The sequence below is a fragment of the Robinsoniella sp. RHS genome, assembly GCF_001029355.1.
GTDB classification, from domain to species: Bacteria; Bacillota; Clostridia; order Lachnospirales; family Lachnospiraceae; genus Robinsoniella; species Robinsoniella peoriensis.
This window is the reverse complement of sequence record NZ_JNGB01000016.1, coordinates 1-14,966: the sequence shown is the minus strand read 5'-3', so window position 1 is coordinate 14,966 and position 14,966 is coordinate 1. Positions and strand designations below refer to the sequence as shown.

Below are 14,966 nucleotides of genomic sequence, written 5' to 3'. Positions count from 1 at the left end.
TGAGTATTAAAATTTTTAAAATGAATGTTATATTTGAAATAAAACAAGGATTCCGGCTCAGGAATCCTTGTTTTTGTGATGTTTTACACATTCTGTCAATAAATACTCGATTTGCCCATTAATGGAGCGGAAGTCATCTTCCGCCCATTGGGCCAGGTCATTCCAGAGGCTGGCAGACAGCCTTAAGGGAACCTGTTTTTTACTTTTATCTTTTGGTTTATTCTCCAACGCTGCCATCCTCCCTTTTTTATAGAAATAATGGTATTTGTGTTAATAAAGTGAGCCGCTGTTTACAATGGGCTGGGCATCTTTGTTACCGCAGAGTACAACCAGAAGATTGCTTACCATAGCAGCTTTTCTTTCTTCGTCTAATTCCACGATCTCGTTTTCGCTTAATTTCTGTAAAGCCATTTCCACCATGCTGACAGCACCTTCTACGATTTTCTGACGGGCATCGATAATAGCGGCTGCCTGCTGCCTCTGAAGCATTGCAGATGCGATCTCAGGAGCGTAGGAGAGATGGGTAATACGAACTTCAATAATGCTGATTCCCGCATCCTCTACTTTTTCCTGCAGCTCGCCTTTCATAATATCAGCGACTTCCTGGCTGCTGCCGCGAAGTGATCTTTCATCCCCGCCTTCACTGGTATCATAAGGATATCTTCTGGCTGCATTTCGTGTGATCGCGTCACACTGGATAGAAAGGTATTTTTTGTAGTTTTCTACATTTAATACAGCTTTTGTGGCATTTTCTACTTTCCAGATTACTACAGTTCCGATTTCGATCGGATTACCAAGTTCGTCATTCACCTTTTGCTTTTCATTGTTTAAAGTCAATGTCTTAAGAGATATTTTTTTGCTTCCTTCGCCTCCAATGTTAACGGCTGCACCGTTTCCGGCTGAGGCGCTTACATACTTTTTGACAGTTGGGTTAATTGCGGAGCAAAATGGGTTCACCCAGAAAAATCCATCGTTTTTTAAGGTTCCGTAGTAGTTACCAAAAAGGGCAAGAACCAGAGCTTCATTTGGATTAATGACTTTCAAACCTCCGAATCCAATACATGCAGCAATGAAAATGATAATTGACAATACAGCTAAAATTCCTTGTAAAGCACCTTCAAATACTGACATGCCTGCAATGAATAGGGCAACACTTCCTAAAAGACCGATAATGCACAGAAATAACATCCCCATGCCGTTTGCCGCTTTTAAATTTTTCTCTTCTGTTATCTTCTGTTTGTTGATCTCCATAATCCCATCCTCCTTCAGATGATTAAAATGATATTAAATTGATATCACTATGATAACTCTAAATAGTTTGAAAGTCAAGACATTTTAAATGAATTTTAGAAATATTGGTTTATATTTTATGCATTGTTATACTTCCCTGATATAGAGCCGGATTCCGTTGTAAAATATAGGGAAAAATGTTATACTCCAAGCAGAAATTGAGTGTTGGATATGCAGGGGAAAAGGGGTAAGCAATGAGAAAAAAATAATGTGAGAGGAGAAAAAGAGATGGGAGAGAGAAGGTATTTAGAAAGAGGGAATTTAGAAAGAAGACGTTTAGAAGAAACGTATTTATTAAGGAAGTATTTATTGGGGAAGTTTGCTGCCGCCGTTTATGTTTACATATTTATGGCAGCGGGGGTTTGTCTGCTGGGGATGATGGTCCCTGTATTGACAGCTAAGGCTGAGAATGCTGCAGTTTATGCAGAATTTACAACAGAATATGCGAAGCCGGGTATGGCGCTGGAAGTGGAGCTGTATGGGGATTCTTTAGCCGGGGACTACCAATATAAGTGGTCCGTGAATGGTAATGCAATCGATAATGACACAAACTCCTACATTCCATCGGAAGAAGATCTGGAATCTTTTATTGAAGTGACGGTCTATACGGAGGGTGGAAAAAATAGTTATTCCTGCAGTTTATATTGCAGCCAGCTTCCGGTTATGTATGTAACTACAGAGGCGGAGATCCAAAACAAAGAGGATTACGTTGCGGGAACCCTGACCACAAAGCGGAATGAAGAATATATGAATCAGGATGCAACTGTTTATAATGGTAATATCGAAATAAGATACCGCGGCAACAGTACGATGGGATATGATAAAAAACCATATAAAATCAAGCTGGATAAAAAGACAGATATGTTTGGATTTGGTAAGAACAAACACTGGGTTCTTCTTGCTAATCACCTGGATGGTGCCCTGATGCGCAATAAACTGGCATATGAATTGTCCGGATTCCTGGGTATGCCCTATATGCAGTCGACGGATGTGGTATTGATCATGAATGGCAGATATGACGGAATCTATCAGTTTTGTGAGCAGATCCGTGTGGATTATAAATCGGATGGAAACCGTGTGGATATTTATGATTGGGAGAAGGCTTCCGAGGACTTTGCCGGTATTATAGCAGAAGACAAGACGTCGGATTTTGATGAAAATCTTGTTGGGGATTTAGAAAATACAATGCTTAAGGATATGACATGGGCGACTACTCATCAAGTTTATTTTAATGGACAAAATTACAATCTGGATAATTACAACAAAATTAAGATACCAAAACTGTCAGGTGGTTTTTTAATAGAATTAGATTCTTATAACGATGAAAAATCGTCTTTCAATACATCATTGGGGCATCTGATAAAGTTCAAAAGTCCAGAATATGTTTATTCTAATAGAGAGTTAATGCAGTATGCCAGTGATTATTTAAATGCTTTTGAAAGGGCGATACAGTCCTATGACTTTTCGAGTAGCTGGAGCCAGAATCAAGTAAGCTACCCGCAGTTATTTGATATGGATTCCCTTGTGAAATTCTGGATGGTAAATGAATTATTTATGAACGAGGATGCAATGAAGAAAAGCACGTACATGTATAAAGACATTAATGGTATTTTCAGCATGGGACCAATCTGGGATATGGACTGGTCATCAGCATCAGATATCAGTGCAACAAATTTTCCATTAGAGTGGCAAACCCTTCATTTTAATGATGATAAGCAGAAATATCAATGGTATAAATATATGATACAGGATCCTTACTTTGCCATAAAAGCAAGAGAACTGTATCAGGAAATACGCGGGACTTATCTCCGGGATCTGATCAGTACGAATGGCATCATAGAGACAAACAGAAGTTATTTAGGCCCTGCAGCCCAGGCAAATACAGAGAGATGGAATGGAAGTGGAGGGTTTCCGTATGGGGGATTTGATTATCAAGTTAATGAACTGAAAAATTTTCTGACAACAAGAATTTTCTGGCTGGATAATCAGTTCGCTACCGTAGAATCTCTGATGGATTCCTGGAATACAAACAGACTGGACGACGGCATAACAGGAGAATTAGACGTATCCCAAAATAACATAAATACAGCGACAGTTACAGTGCCAAAGGAGATCACGGAAATAGCACTGACCGTAAATGGAATTTATGCAGGTGTCGGGAAGGTAAAAGACGGCAAGGTTACGGTCAGCTTTGATGATACCTTTGTGAAGATTGGCGGCAATGCAGAGAATATTGCTGTTTATTGTGGAAAAGATAGGAATAACCAGACATACTATCAATATCAGTCCTTTACGAAGGAATCCCAACCCGTGATTCCCAGCTATCAGATCTCGGTAACGGCATCAGAAGGCGGCAGGGCTTATATCGAATCAGAAGAAGGGGAACTTTCTGGAATTGAAGTTCAGGAGGGAAGTACAGTTGCGGTAATGGCAGCTGCAGATGAAGGCTATGAGTTTCGAGGATGGTATGAAGATAAAGTAAGTGACGAAAATAAAGTATCTTCAGAGGCAGCTTATAATTTTACGGCATCAGCAGACCGGAAATTATTGGCTGAATTCCAAAAGATGCAAGTACAGCCTGAACCCGATCCGGAACCGAAACCGGAGCCCAAACCAGAGCCGAAACCGGAACCGAAACCAGAACCGAAACCAGAACCGAAACCAGAACCGAAACCGGAACCCAAACCGGAACCAGCGCCAAAGCCGGAGCCGGCAGTGGCAAAACCGGTTCAGCTAAAAGCAGCATCTATTAAGGCATCCAGCCTGAAGCTGACATGGAAAAAGGCAGCTAATGCTGTTTCCTATAAAGTTTACCGTGCAGTGAAGAAAAATGGGAAATATGAACTGCAGGCTGAAACGAAGAAGACCAGCTACAAAGATACAAAAGTAGTTCCGAAAAAAACATACTATTATAAGGTTCAGGCGGTTAATAAAAACTCCGGCAAATATTCAGCGGTTACAAAGCTGAAAACAAAAGCGCTTACTGTCCCCAATATAAAGCTGAAATCCGTGAAAAAGAAACAGGTCAAAATATCCTGGGATAAGATTTCCGGAGCGAAAAAATATGTGGTTTACCGTTCAGATAAAGAGAAAGGAAAATATAAAAAGGTTGCAGTAACTGCAAAAACAAGTTATAAAGATACTAAGAAAATAAAATCTAAGAAAGTATATTATTATAAAGTCCGCGCTTACCATACCAGAACAAGCGATGGAACCATATCAAAAATAAATTCAATTAAAGTAAAATAAAGAACAGCCAAATAAAGAACAGCCAAATAAGGAACAGCAGTGCTGCCGGTTCACCCGTCAACATTGCTGTTCCGGAGAGGATGAATAAAATGGAACAGACGAAAAATTTAGGCATCTACATTCATATACCATTTTGTATTCGTAAATGCGCATATTGTGATTTCCTGTCTTTTACTTCTGAAGAGGAGGCAAGAAAAAAATATGCAGAATCCCTGATATCTGAAATCCAACAGTTTGAAGACGTGAAAAGATGGCACGTTACTTCTATATTTATTGGAGGAGGTACGCCGTCCGTGCTAAAGGAAGAGGAGACCGGCAGGATTCTGGAGGCAATTCAGAATAAATTCAATATGGACGAGGATGCAGAGATTACGACAGAAGCAAATCCTGGAACGCTTACGAAAGATAAGCTTTACACTTACCGGAGACAGGGCATTAACCGTCTCAGTCTGGGGCTTCAGTCTGTTCACGACAAGGAGTTAAAGCTTCTTGGAAGAATTCACACATATGATGATTTTCTAAAAGGCTTTCACCTGGCAAGAGAAGCAGGATTTTCTAATATTAATGTGGATTTAATGTCAGCTCTCCCGGGGCAGACAGCAGATTCCTGGAAAGAAAGCCTGTTAAAGATATTGCGGCTGAAGGTAGAGCATATCTCCGCTTACAGCCTGATCATAGAAGAGGGAACACCGTTCTATGAGAAGTATGCCGATGATGCAAAACTTCGGGATATGGGTGAAGACTGTCACATACTTCCTTCGGAAGAAGAGGATCGCGGGATGTACTATGAGACACGGCGCCTGACTGGGGAATATGGACTGGAACAGTATGAAATTTCTAATTATGCAAAACCGGGATACGAATGCAGGCATAATCAGGCTTACTGGCTGAGGCAGGATTATCTGGGATTTGGCTTAGGTGCCTCATCGCTCATAGACAATGTGCGTTTACGCAATACAGTAGATTTAGCACAGTACAACCAGGGAATTTTCAAGAAAGAAGAAAGGGAGGTGCTGTCGTTACAGGAACAAATGGAAGAAACTATGTTCCTGGGGCTGCGTATGAAAGGGGGAATTTCAACAGTAGAATTCGAAACGGCTTTCCATACTCCATTTTCTGCTGTCTATGGAAAGACAGTGCTTGGCTTGAAAAATGAAGGGCTGGTGCAGACTGAGGATGAAAGAGTCTTCTTAACAGAAAAAGGATTTGATTTAAGCAATTATACACTGGCGCAGTTTTTGCTATAGCTATAAAAAGTGTAATAAATCCGGTTTTTTAACTGCAAAATATAACCAAATTTCTGAAGGAAATTAATTAAATTTTAAAGAAATGTTAAATAGTGGTTGAAAAGTCGTAATATATTGTGTATAATTAGCTCGTAACTTTGAAATGGAGTATGAAGAAAACAAGGGAATTTATATGAACAAAAAGGTTAAAGTTTTAATTTTGATGTGTTGTCTAGTAGTTGGCATGATTATACCAATGAAGCCGGAAGCAGCGGCAGCCTCCAGACTAAAGATTAGCGGACATAGTTATCCGGTATCTCATAAGTTAGGAACCAGCTTTTCACTAAAGGGAAGGATCTCATCAAATTATAAGATCAAAAGGATAACCGCAGGAATATACAATTCTTCTGGTAAGAAATCGTATTATAAGAGTAATATTTATCCGAATACGAAGAAATACAATCTGGCATATTCACCGGCTGATTATGCTTTACAGTTTGACAGATTAAAAAAAGGTAAGTATTTATACAAGGTTACGGCGAAAGATGCGTCTGGGAAATCAAGAACTTTGGTGAAAAGAACATTCAATGTTGTCACTAAAACTTCGAACCTAAAGATTACAAGTCCGGTACCAAGTTCCGATTTTGCAATAAATGCAGGTGGGCTCTATACGGTAGGCGGAACGGTAAAATCCAATTATAAGATTACGAATGTAACGGCGAAGGTTACTGATGCAGGCGGGGCAACCAAGTTCTCCAGATCAGTGAAGCCAAATACCAAGACTTTTAAAATAGGTTTTGAAATTGACAGTGCGATGTCATTTAATACACTCCCGGCAGGTACCTATAAGTATATTGTAACTGCAAAGGATAAATCAGGGAAATCCAAAACATTGGTAAAAAGAACCCTGACCGTAAAAAGCAATACACCTTCCAATCCGGATAACGGTTCAAACGGAGGTTCTTCAGGAGGCAGTAATTCAGGAGGAAATTCCAGTGGATCGACAGCTAATTTTGTTCAGCGAACGGTTCCGCCGGATCTGAATAATGGAAGTTACTATTCAGGACTCTATAATATTTACTTCAACTTTGATTATCTGGCACCAACGGGTAAGAAGACCAGCGGCGGCTATAACAGAGGCAATTGTACCTGGTATGCATGCGGAAGAGCAAGAGAAGTTATGCTGCAGGCAGGAAAGTCTCCAAATATGTCTATCTTCGGACCGGATCCGGTAGGTATCTGGAACGCAAATAAGAAAGACAAGGTCTATGCATATGGTTCTACTCCAAAGGTTGGTTCATTAGTAATCTTTGATTACAACTCTTCAGGAGATGCACATATTGCAATGGTTGAGGCGATTATCAATGGTGTGCCATACGTTTCCGAATCCGGATACAGCATGACTAGTGTAAAACCAACTGCTTCGAATATATCTTTCCACTATGGAAATATGTATGAGTGGGGTGCTGGAAGAAGAATTTTAGGATACATATATTTAATATAGGATGAGTTGGAAAGCCTGTACCAGTTTTAGGACAGAGTCCAGTGAAAAAGAATGCCTTAGCAGAGACGAGATAGTCTTTGCTAAGGCATTTTATTATGAGTGGAATATTTGATCAGTCAGATATTGATGGATGGCTTTTGAAGTATCCTGAGTATAATGAAGACCGTCCACTGTATCGAATCCATTCTTTATGAGATAATTGTAGCAGTCCAGGTATCGGTTACTGAATATCTCCTGAAGAGATCCATTAAAATTTTGGATTTCAGCATTTGTGATTCCCTTGCACTTTTCTTCATTTACAGGATTCACAGACATAAAATAGAAAGATGCATCGGGATAGCTCTGAATCAATTCCTTAAATAGTGTCAGATAAAGACTGATATTTTCTACATCATTGACGCCCAGATTGAAGACGACTGTCTCGTCAGGTGATTCAGCCAGGACACCTTTTAACTCCGTCAGGCCTGTCTGCTTGAACCATTCATATCCTTCGCCCTCTTTTGCAATATATACAGTAGAATCTGAAGAATCAGATTTCATGGCCTCTTTCATAGCGACAGTTCGGGAATCCCCTACCAGAACGAAAGAAGAATCCGCATCTGCTGCAGAATTGCCGTTTGCCTGGTTGGATAAATGATCAGCAGACATTTGTTCATTTTCACTTTTAAAGGCATTATTTCCTCCATTTTGGGCATTTTCATAAAAAGGGAGGTATTTCTTGAGTGGGTTTGTATCTTCCATCATATAGAGCATCAGAATGGCGGACAGCGCCAGTAAAGCTGCTATTGATAATGATGCAAAGATCACAATCAGCGTATTTCCTTTTTTCATAATATTCATGCTGCCGGGTGGGCAGTATCCTTTCCTAGTCTTATCCTGTTGTATTTAGTACCAAAGCAGTTTGAAATTGCATGAACGATAAAATTCACTATACTATTTTACCTATAAATGTCAAATAGTTCAAGCTTTTTTAAATCCATGATATACTTTGTTAAATATAAAAATTAAAATAATTTCTAAAAAAAGTATAAATACTATTGACAAAAAAAAGGCAGAGTGCTATTTTATGTACATAGATGTTAGCACTCCACTCAGACGAGTGCTAACAACAACTAAAAAGGAAGGAGGATTTAAGGATGCAGCTAGATGAAAGAAAGACGAAAATTCTTCATGCCATTATAAAAACGTATCTGGAAACCGGAGAACCGGTAGGATCCAGAACGATATCTAAGTATGCTGATTTGAATCTGAGTTCCGCAACAATTCGCAATGAAATGTCAGATCTGGAGGAATTGGGGTATATCATTCAACCACACACTTCAGCTGGCAGGATTCCTTCTGATAAAGGTTACCGATTATATGTTGACCGGATGATGGAGGAAAAAGAGCGGGAAGTTACCGAAATGAAAGAACTGATGATTCAGAAGCAGGATAAGATGGATCTGGTGTTAAAACAGGTGGCAAAGGTTCTGGCGTTAAATACCAACTATGCTACCATGATAACGGCACCTCAGTATCACCGGACGAAGCTTAAGTTCATTCAACTGTCTATGGTAAGCGAAGACCAGATACTGGCCGTAGTTGTGACAGAAGGTAATGTAGTCAAGAATAAGATGCTTCATATAGAACACTGCCTGGATAATGAGACCATCCTGAAGCTGAATATTTTACTAAACACAAGCTTAAACGGATTGACTATAGAACAGATCAATCTTGGGATGATTGCGAAATTAAAAGAACAGGCAGGCATTCACAGCCAGGTAGTAAACAGTGTTCTGGACGCTGTAGCAGAAGCAATAAGACTGGATGACGACGATCTGGAGATTTATACCAGCGGCGCAACTAATATTTTTAAATATCCGGAGCTTAGCGACAGTGAAAGGGCCAGCGAGCTGATCAGTGCATTGGAAGAGAAGCAGCAGCTGGTAAGCCTTGTACATGAAACCATGTCCGAGGGGGAGCACAATGGCATACAAGTCTATATCGGTGATGAAACACCGGTGAAGAATATGAAAGACTGCAGTGTAGTAACAGCTACCTATGAATTAGGTGAAGGAATGCAGGGTACGATAGGTATTATCGGCCCAAAGCGAATGGATTACGAGAAGGTTGTGAATACATTGAAAACATTAATGGTGCAGCTGGATGAATTATTTGATAAAAGCTAGGGAAAGGCGGTAACAAAATTGGCAGACGAAAATTTAAAAAAAGAAATGGAAGAATCTGTGGAAGACAAGGTAGATGAGGCCACAGAGGAAGCAGTAGAAGAAAATGCGGAAGAGGAAGCCGCAGAAACTTTAAACGAAACTCCTGAAAGTGAAGAAGCTGACGAAGATACAGAAAAAGAAGAAGCTGAAAAAGAATCAGGAGACGGCAAAGAAGTAAAAAAAGGTTTCTTTGGCAAGAAAAAAGACAAGAAAGATAAGAAAGACGTTCAAATTGAAGAACTGACAGACAGGCTGAAACGCCAGATGGCAGAATTTGATAACTTCCGTAAGAGAACGGAAAAAGAAAAGAGCGCAATGTTTGAAGTGGGAGCAAAAAGTGTAATTGAAAAAATGCTTCCGGTTGTAGATAATTTCGAACGAGGATTGGCAGCAGTTCCGGAAGATAAAAAAGATGATCCTTTTGCTGAAGGAATGGAAAAAATCTACAAACAGCTTATAGGAACTTTAGAAGAATTAGAAGTAAAGGCAATTGAGGCTGTGGGACAGGAATTTGATCCGAATTTCCACAATGCGGTAATGCATATTGAAGATGAAGAACTTGGTGATAATATAGTTGCCGAGGAATTCCAAAAAGGTTACACCTACCGTGAAAATGTAGTAAGACACAGCATGGTTAAGGTGGCAAATTAAGCAAATTGTGTGATGTAACAGTCACCTCTTTTAAATAGTAAATAACAATCTCAAATCATAATATATTAAATTAGGAGGAAACAACAATGGGAAAAATTATCGGTATCGACTTAGGAACAACAAATAGCTGTGTAGCAGTTATGGAAGGTGGTAAACCAGTAGTTATCGCCAATACAGAAGGTGCCAGAACTACACCATCCGTAGTGGCATTCACAAAAACAGGAGAAAGACTGGTAGGTGAACCTGCTAAACGTCAGGCAGTAACAAACGCAGACAAAACAATTTCTTCTATTAAAAGGCATATTGGTACAGATTACAGAGTAGCTATTGATGATAAAAAATATTCACCACAGGAAATTTCTGCTATGATCCTTCAGAAAATGAAAGCAGATGCGGAAGCATACCTTGGTGAAAAAGTTACGGAAGCAGTTGTTACCGTTCCTGCTTACTTCAATGATGCTCAGCGTCAGGCAACAAAAGATGCAGGTAAAATTGCAGGATTAGATGTAAAACGTATTATCAACGAGCCAACAGCAGCAGCTCTGGCTTATGGTCTTGACAACGAAAAAGAACAGAAAATCATGGTATATGACTTAGGTGGCGGTACATTCGACGTATCCGTTATTGAAATCGGTGAAGGTGTTATCGAAGTATTATCTACTGCAGGTGATAACAGACTTGGTGGAGATGACTTCGACCAGAAGATCACAGATTATATGTTAGCAGAATTCAAGAAAAATGAAGGTGTGGACTTATCTAACGACAAGATGGCTCTTCAGAGATTAAAAGAAGCAGCTGAAAAAGCTAAGAAAGAACTTTCCAGCGCAACTACAACAAATATCAACCTGCCATTCATCACAGCTACAGCAGAAGGTCCAAAACATTTTGATATGAACCTGACAAGAGCTAAATTTGATGAGCTGACACATGATTTAGTAGAAAGAACAGCTACACCTGTTACAACAGCGTTAAAAGACGCAGGATTAACAGCAAGCGAAATATCTAAAGTATTATTGGTTGGTGGATCAACACGTATCCCGGCTGTACAGGACAAAGTAAAATCCCTGACAGGTAAAGAGCCAAGCAAAACTTTAAACCCGGATGAATGTGTTGCATTAGGTGCATCCGTACAGGGTGGTAAATTAGCAGGCGATGCAGGCGCAGGCGATATCTTATTATTGGATGTTACACCATTGTCACTTTCTATCGAAACAATGGGCGGCGTTGCTACCAGATTGATCGAGAGAAATACAACAATTCCTACAAAGAAGAGCCAGATCTTCTCAACTGCAGCAGATAACCAGACAGCAGTTGATATCCATGTAGTACAGGGTGAAAGACAGTTTGCCAAAGATAACAAATCTCTTGGACAGTTCAGACTGGACGGAATCCCACCAGCAAGAAGAGGTGTTCCTCAGATCGAAGTTACTTTCGATATTGATGCAAACGGTATTGTTAATGTATCTGCAAAAGATCTTGGAACAGGCAAAGAACAGCATATTACAATTACTTCCGGTTCCAATATGTCTGACAATGAAATCGATAAGGCAGTAAAAGAAGCTGCTGAATACGAAGCACAGGACAAAAAACGTAAAGAAGCAATTGATGCCCGCAATGATGCAGATTCTATGGTATTCCAGACAGAAAAAGCATTAGAAGAAGTAGGCGATAAGATTGATGCTAATGACAAGACCGCTGTGGAAGCTGATCTTGCAGCATTAAAAGAATTAATTGAAAAATCCAATCCGGAAGAAATGACTGAAGCTCAGGTTGCTGAAATCAAGGCTGGAAAAGAAAAATTAATGGAAAGCGCTCAGAAATTATTTGCAAAAGTATATGAGCAGGCTCAGGGAGCGGCAGGAGCAGAAGGTGCAGGCCCGGCTCCGGAAGGCGGCGAAGCTTACCAGGCAGATGATGTAGTTGACGGCGATTACAAAGAAGTGTAGAATAGATACTTGAAACAATGACTTCAGCAGCATCTGGCTGCTGAAGTCATTGATATGAATGGAATTAACAGGGAAACTGTTTGATGGCTACATCAGGCAGAATCTGTATTAGGAAAGGTGAACAAAATGGCAGAGAGCAAACGTGATTATTACGAGGTCCTCGGCGTAGACAGAGGCGCTGATGATGCTACGATTAAAAAAGCATACAGACAGTTAGCCAAAAAGTATCATCCTGACATGAATCCCGGAGATAAAGAGGCGGAAAAGAAATTTAAAGAGGCTTCAGAAGCATATGCAGTTCTGAGTGATGCTGATAAAAAGAGGCAGTACGACCAGTTTGGTCATGCAGCTTTTGACCAGGGAGGCGGCGGAGCTGGCGGCTTCGGTGGATTTGATTTCAATGGCGCCGATATGGGAGATATTTTCGGAGATATCTTTGGCGATTTATTTGGCGGCGGAAGAAGAAGTGCGAACAGCGGTCCTATGAAAGGGGCCAATCTTCGCGCCAGTGTACGTATAACCTTCGAAGAGGCTGTGTTTGGCTGCGAGAAGGAATTGGATTTAAATTTAAAGGATGAGTGTAAAACCTGCCACGGAACCGGTGCAAAACCGGGAACAAGTCCTGAGACTTGTCCGAAATGCGGTGGTAAAGGCCAGGTTGTATTTACACAGCAGTCCTTATTTGGCACAGTTCGTAATGTGCAGACCTGTCCGGACTGTAGCGGAACAGGTAAGATAGTAAAAGAAAAATGTACCGATTGTCATGGAAGCGGCTATACATCCAGCAGAAAGAAAATTGCTGTCAGTGTACCGGCAGGTATTGATGACGGTCAGAGCATCCGTATTCGTGATAAAGGTGAGCCTGGCACAAACGGCGGTCCAAGAGGAGACCTTCTGGTGGAAGTAAGAGTTGCAAGACATCCTATTTTCCAGAGACAGGATATGAATATTTTCTCAACAGCACCGATCTCTTTTGCACAGGCAGCTCTGGGTGGTGAAGTACGGATCAGTACCGTAGACGGTGATATTCTGTATGATGTAAAACCAGGTACCCAGACAGATACCAAAGTGCGTTTAAAAGGAAAAGGCGTGCCTTCACTGCGCAATAAATCTGTTCGCGGAGACCACTATGTAACCTTGGTGGTACAGGTACCAACCAAGCTGAATGAAGATGCAAAAGAAGCGCTTCGCAGCTTTGATGCAGCAACCGGAAATTCCTTAAACCAGAAGAATGCGGGTGCGGAAAAGCCGAAGAAAAAGGGCTTTATGGATAAATTAAAAGAAACTTTTGAAGATTAATAGCAGGAGGGTACTGCGTGGTCTGTTGAGACATTAATATGTTTTGTCAGACTATGCAGACCCTCTTTTCTTAATTTTTTATAATTATGGGAAGCCTTTTCTTAATTTTTCCTATAATGTCTGGGAATTGTTGACAAACAGGATTCTAACGGGTATTATAAGAATATAGAAACAATTGTGATGAGGGATAGGTATGCAGACAGATACTTGTTAAGACTCTAATTCTAAAATCATGAGCCGGCCGGCAATATAGATATGATTCATAGATATAATTCGGCTGCATCAATTTGTTTTCAGGCTTTATGACGAATGTCATCGAAAAATAAAATATAAAGGAGAGAAGGTGTCGTTATGAAGAGAAAGATCGTAAATAAACTGTTGGCGATCTGCTTATCAATAAGTATGATAGCTGGAACGGGATTACCGGTTACAGCAGCGGGTACAGAGAATACGCCACAGACTACAGTTACTACCGAAGCAACAACAGAAAAAACTACAAGCAGTACATCAACGCTTTACAAAGTAAAACTTACATTACCTGGTATCACAGCGGCAACAAGTGTAAAATCATTATCTGTTAAACAAAATGGAAAAGATTATACATATGATTACAAAGATTTGAAGACGGATGATAAAGGAGTCCTTTATTTAAAGCTTCCTGCAAATGCCAAGGGCCAGACAACATCTATTACAGTAAATGACGTTAGTTTTTCCGGAACCGTAAACGCGAATGATGACAATGCATTTGCAGCACCTCCGGCAAAGACAGAATCTGAGAAGACTACAGAAAAAGCAACAGAAAAAGCTACCGAAAAGGCTACCGAAAAGGCTACTGAAAAAACAACTGCAAGTTCTGAGACAGAAACAGCGAAGGGAACAGAGGCTGCTACAGAGCCTACTGAATCAACAGAAAAGAAGTCCCCGGAAACTGAGCCGGTAACGGATACGAAGGCTACAGAAGATAGCAAAGTACCGGATACGGAAGCACCTACTACAGAGAGCCAGAAAGCAACTGAAACAACGGGTCAGACAGACAGCAATAAGACGACACCGGGTGAATCAGAAACGACTGATACGAATGGATCGCATAAAGCATCGGCAGTTGATAATATTAAAATTGATTATGCCAATGAGACGCTGACGAATGTTACATCAGATATGGAGTACAGTGTTGATAATAAAGTAAGCTGGAAAAATTGTGTGGCAGATGGTCAGGGTATGAAGATTACGGATGAAATGTTGAATAAATCTGTTTGGATTAAACTGAAAACTGAAGCTGACGGGAAAGAATTTAAAATTCCTAAAAAAGATGATGCACCGAATGTAACAGCGACAAATGCGTCAGCTAAAGATAAGAAGGATGGTACTTTGACAGTAACAAACCCGGGAAGTGCAGTATACGAGTATCATATTACGGGTGGTGCTTGGGCTGGTATGACGGCTGGTAAAGCTACAGGTTTAGCAGCAGGTTCGTATGAAGTTCGTAAGAAAGCTACTGATACAGCATTTGCAAGTGAGATAGCTGTGGCAAATGTAAATGGATCATATGTTAAGAACATAGCTTTTCTGACAGGTATTATAAATATACTGATAA

10 protein-coding genes and 1 pseudogene are annotated in these 14,966 nt (G+C 40.3%); 8 read left to right on the top strand and 3 right to left on the bottom strand.

What is annotated here, in order from left to right; all coding sequences use genetic code 11:
- Window positions 1-57 precede the first annotated feature (57 nt).
- Entirely contained in the window at window positions 58-237 is a 180-nt protein-coding gene (locus RHS_RS08485; protein ID WP_044289791.1) for a hypothetical protein, read from the bottom strand.
- Between the two features lie 33 nt (window positions 238-270).
- Complete coding sequence (locus RHS_RS08480) at window positions 271-1,251, bottom strand: SPFH domain-containing protein (RefSeq protein WP_027296971.1); 981 nt, start codon at window positions 1,249-1,251, stop codon at window positions 271-273.
- A 267-nt stretch (window positions 1,252-1,518) separates the two neighbouring features.
- Between RHS_RS08480 and RHS_RS08475 the strand changes: the two genes are divergently transcribed.
- The 3 genes from RHS_RS08475 (at window position 1,519) to RHS_RS08465 (ending at window position 7,269) form a co-directional block, all read left to right on the top strand.
- On the top strand, window positions 1,519-4,539 hold the full coding sequence (locus RHS_RS08475) for a CotH kinase family protein (protein WP_047832941.1): 3,021 nt from the start codon (window positions 1,519-1,521) through the stop codon (window positions 4,537-4,539).
- An 89-nt stretch (window positions 4,540-4,628) separates the two neighbouring features.
- Window positions 4,629-5,786, top strand: coding sequence for a radical SAM family heme chaperone HemW (gene hemW / locus RHS_RS08470; RefSeq protein WP_047832940.1), 1,158 nt, complete (start codon window positions 4,629-4,631; stop codon window positions 5,784-5,786).
- 172 nt (window positions 5,787-5,958) lie between these two features.
- Window positions 5,959-7,269: a CHAP domain-containing protein gene (locus RHS_RS08465; RefSeq protein ID WP_395021825.1), complete on the top strand. Its 1,311-nt coding sequence runs from the start codon at window positions 5,959-5,961 to the stop codon at window positions 7,267-7,269.
- 93 nt (window positions 7,270-7,362) lie between these two features.
- Here RHS_RS08465 and RHS_RS08460 read toward each other — a convergent pair whose 3' ends face one another.
- A complete protein-coding gene (locus RHS_RS08460; protein WP_027296974.1) occupies window positions 7,363-8,100 on the bottom strand; it encodes a hypothetical protein in 738 nt (245 codons plus the stop codon).
- Window positions 8,101-8,405: 305 nt separating this feature from the next.
- On the opposite strand from RHS_RS08460, the gene hrcA reads away from it, so the two are divergent.
- From hrcA to RHS_RS08435, 5 genes and pseudogenes are all read left to right on the top strand, one after another.
- Window positions 8,406-9,437, top strand: a complete 1,032-nt coding sequence (hrcA, locus tag RHS_RS08455; RefSeq protein WP_027296975.1) for a heat-inducible transcriptional repressor HrcA — start codon at window positions 8,406-8,408, stop codon at window positions 9,435-9,437.
- Window positions 9,438-9,482: 45 nt separating this feature from the next.
- Window positions 9,483-10,127 (top strand): nucleotide exchange factor GrpE, encoded by a 645-nt coding sequence (gene grpE / locus RHS_RS08450; RefSeq protein ID WP_081820514.1) that lies wholly within the window; start codon window positions 9,483-9,485, stop codon window positions 10,125-10,127.
- 86 nt (window positions 10,128-10,213) lie between these two features.
- A complete protein-coding gene (dnaK, locus tag RHS_RS08445; RefSeq protein ID WP_027296977.1) occupies window positions 10,214-12,073 on the top strand; it encodes a molecular chaperone DnaK in 1,860 nt (619 codons plus the stop codon).
- Between the two features lie 126 nt (window positions 12,074-12,199).
- Entirely contained in the window at window positions 12,200-13,372 is a 1,173-nt protein-coding gene (gene dnaJ / locus RHS_RS08440; protein ID WP_027296978.1) for a molecular chaperone DnaJ, read from the top strand.
- Window positions 13,373-13,723: 351 nt separating this feature from the next.
- Window positions 13,724-14,966 (top strand): annotated as a pseudogene (locus tag RHS_RS08435) (hypothetical protein); the annotation flags it as partial.

Coding starts and splice junctions, on each gene's coding strand:
- RHS_RS08485 (WP_044289791.1), bottom strand. CDS start 237: ATGGCAGCGTTGGAGAATAAACCAAAAGATAAAAGTAAAAAACAGGTT.
- RHS_RS08480 (WP_027296971.1), bottom strand. CDS start 1,251: ATGGAGATCAACAAACAGAAGATAACAGAAGAGAAAAATTTAAAAGCG.
- RHS_RS08475 (WP_047832941.1), top strand. CDS start 1,519: ATGGGAGAGAGAAGGTATTTAGAAAGAGGGAATTTAGAAAGAAGACGT.
- hemW (WP_047832940.1), top strand. CDS start 4,629: ATGGAACAGACGAAAAATTTAGGCATCTACATTCATATACCATTTTGT.
- RHS_RS08465 (WP_395021825.1), top strand. CDS start 5,959: ATGAACAAAAAGGTTAAAGTTTTAATTTTGATGTGTTGTCTAGTAGTT.
- RHS_RS08460 (WP_027296974.1), bottom strand. CDS start 8,100: ATGAAAAAAGGAAATACGCTGATTGTGATCTTTGCATCATTATCAATA.
- hrcA (WP_027296975.1), top strand. CDS start 8,406: ATGCAGCTAGATGAAAGAAAGACGAAAATTCTTCATGCCATTATAAAA.
- grpE (WP_081820514.1), top strand. CDS start 9,483: ATGGAAGAATCTGTGGAAGACAAGGTAGATGAGGCCACAGAGGAAGCA.
- dnaK (WP_027296977.1), top strand. CDS start 10,214: ATGGGAAAAATTATCGGTATCGACTTAGGAACAACAAATAGCTGTGTA.
- dnaJ (WP_027296978.1), top strand. CDS start 12,200: ATGGCAGAGAGCAAACGTGATTATTACGAGGTCCTCGGCGTAGACAGA.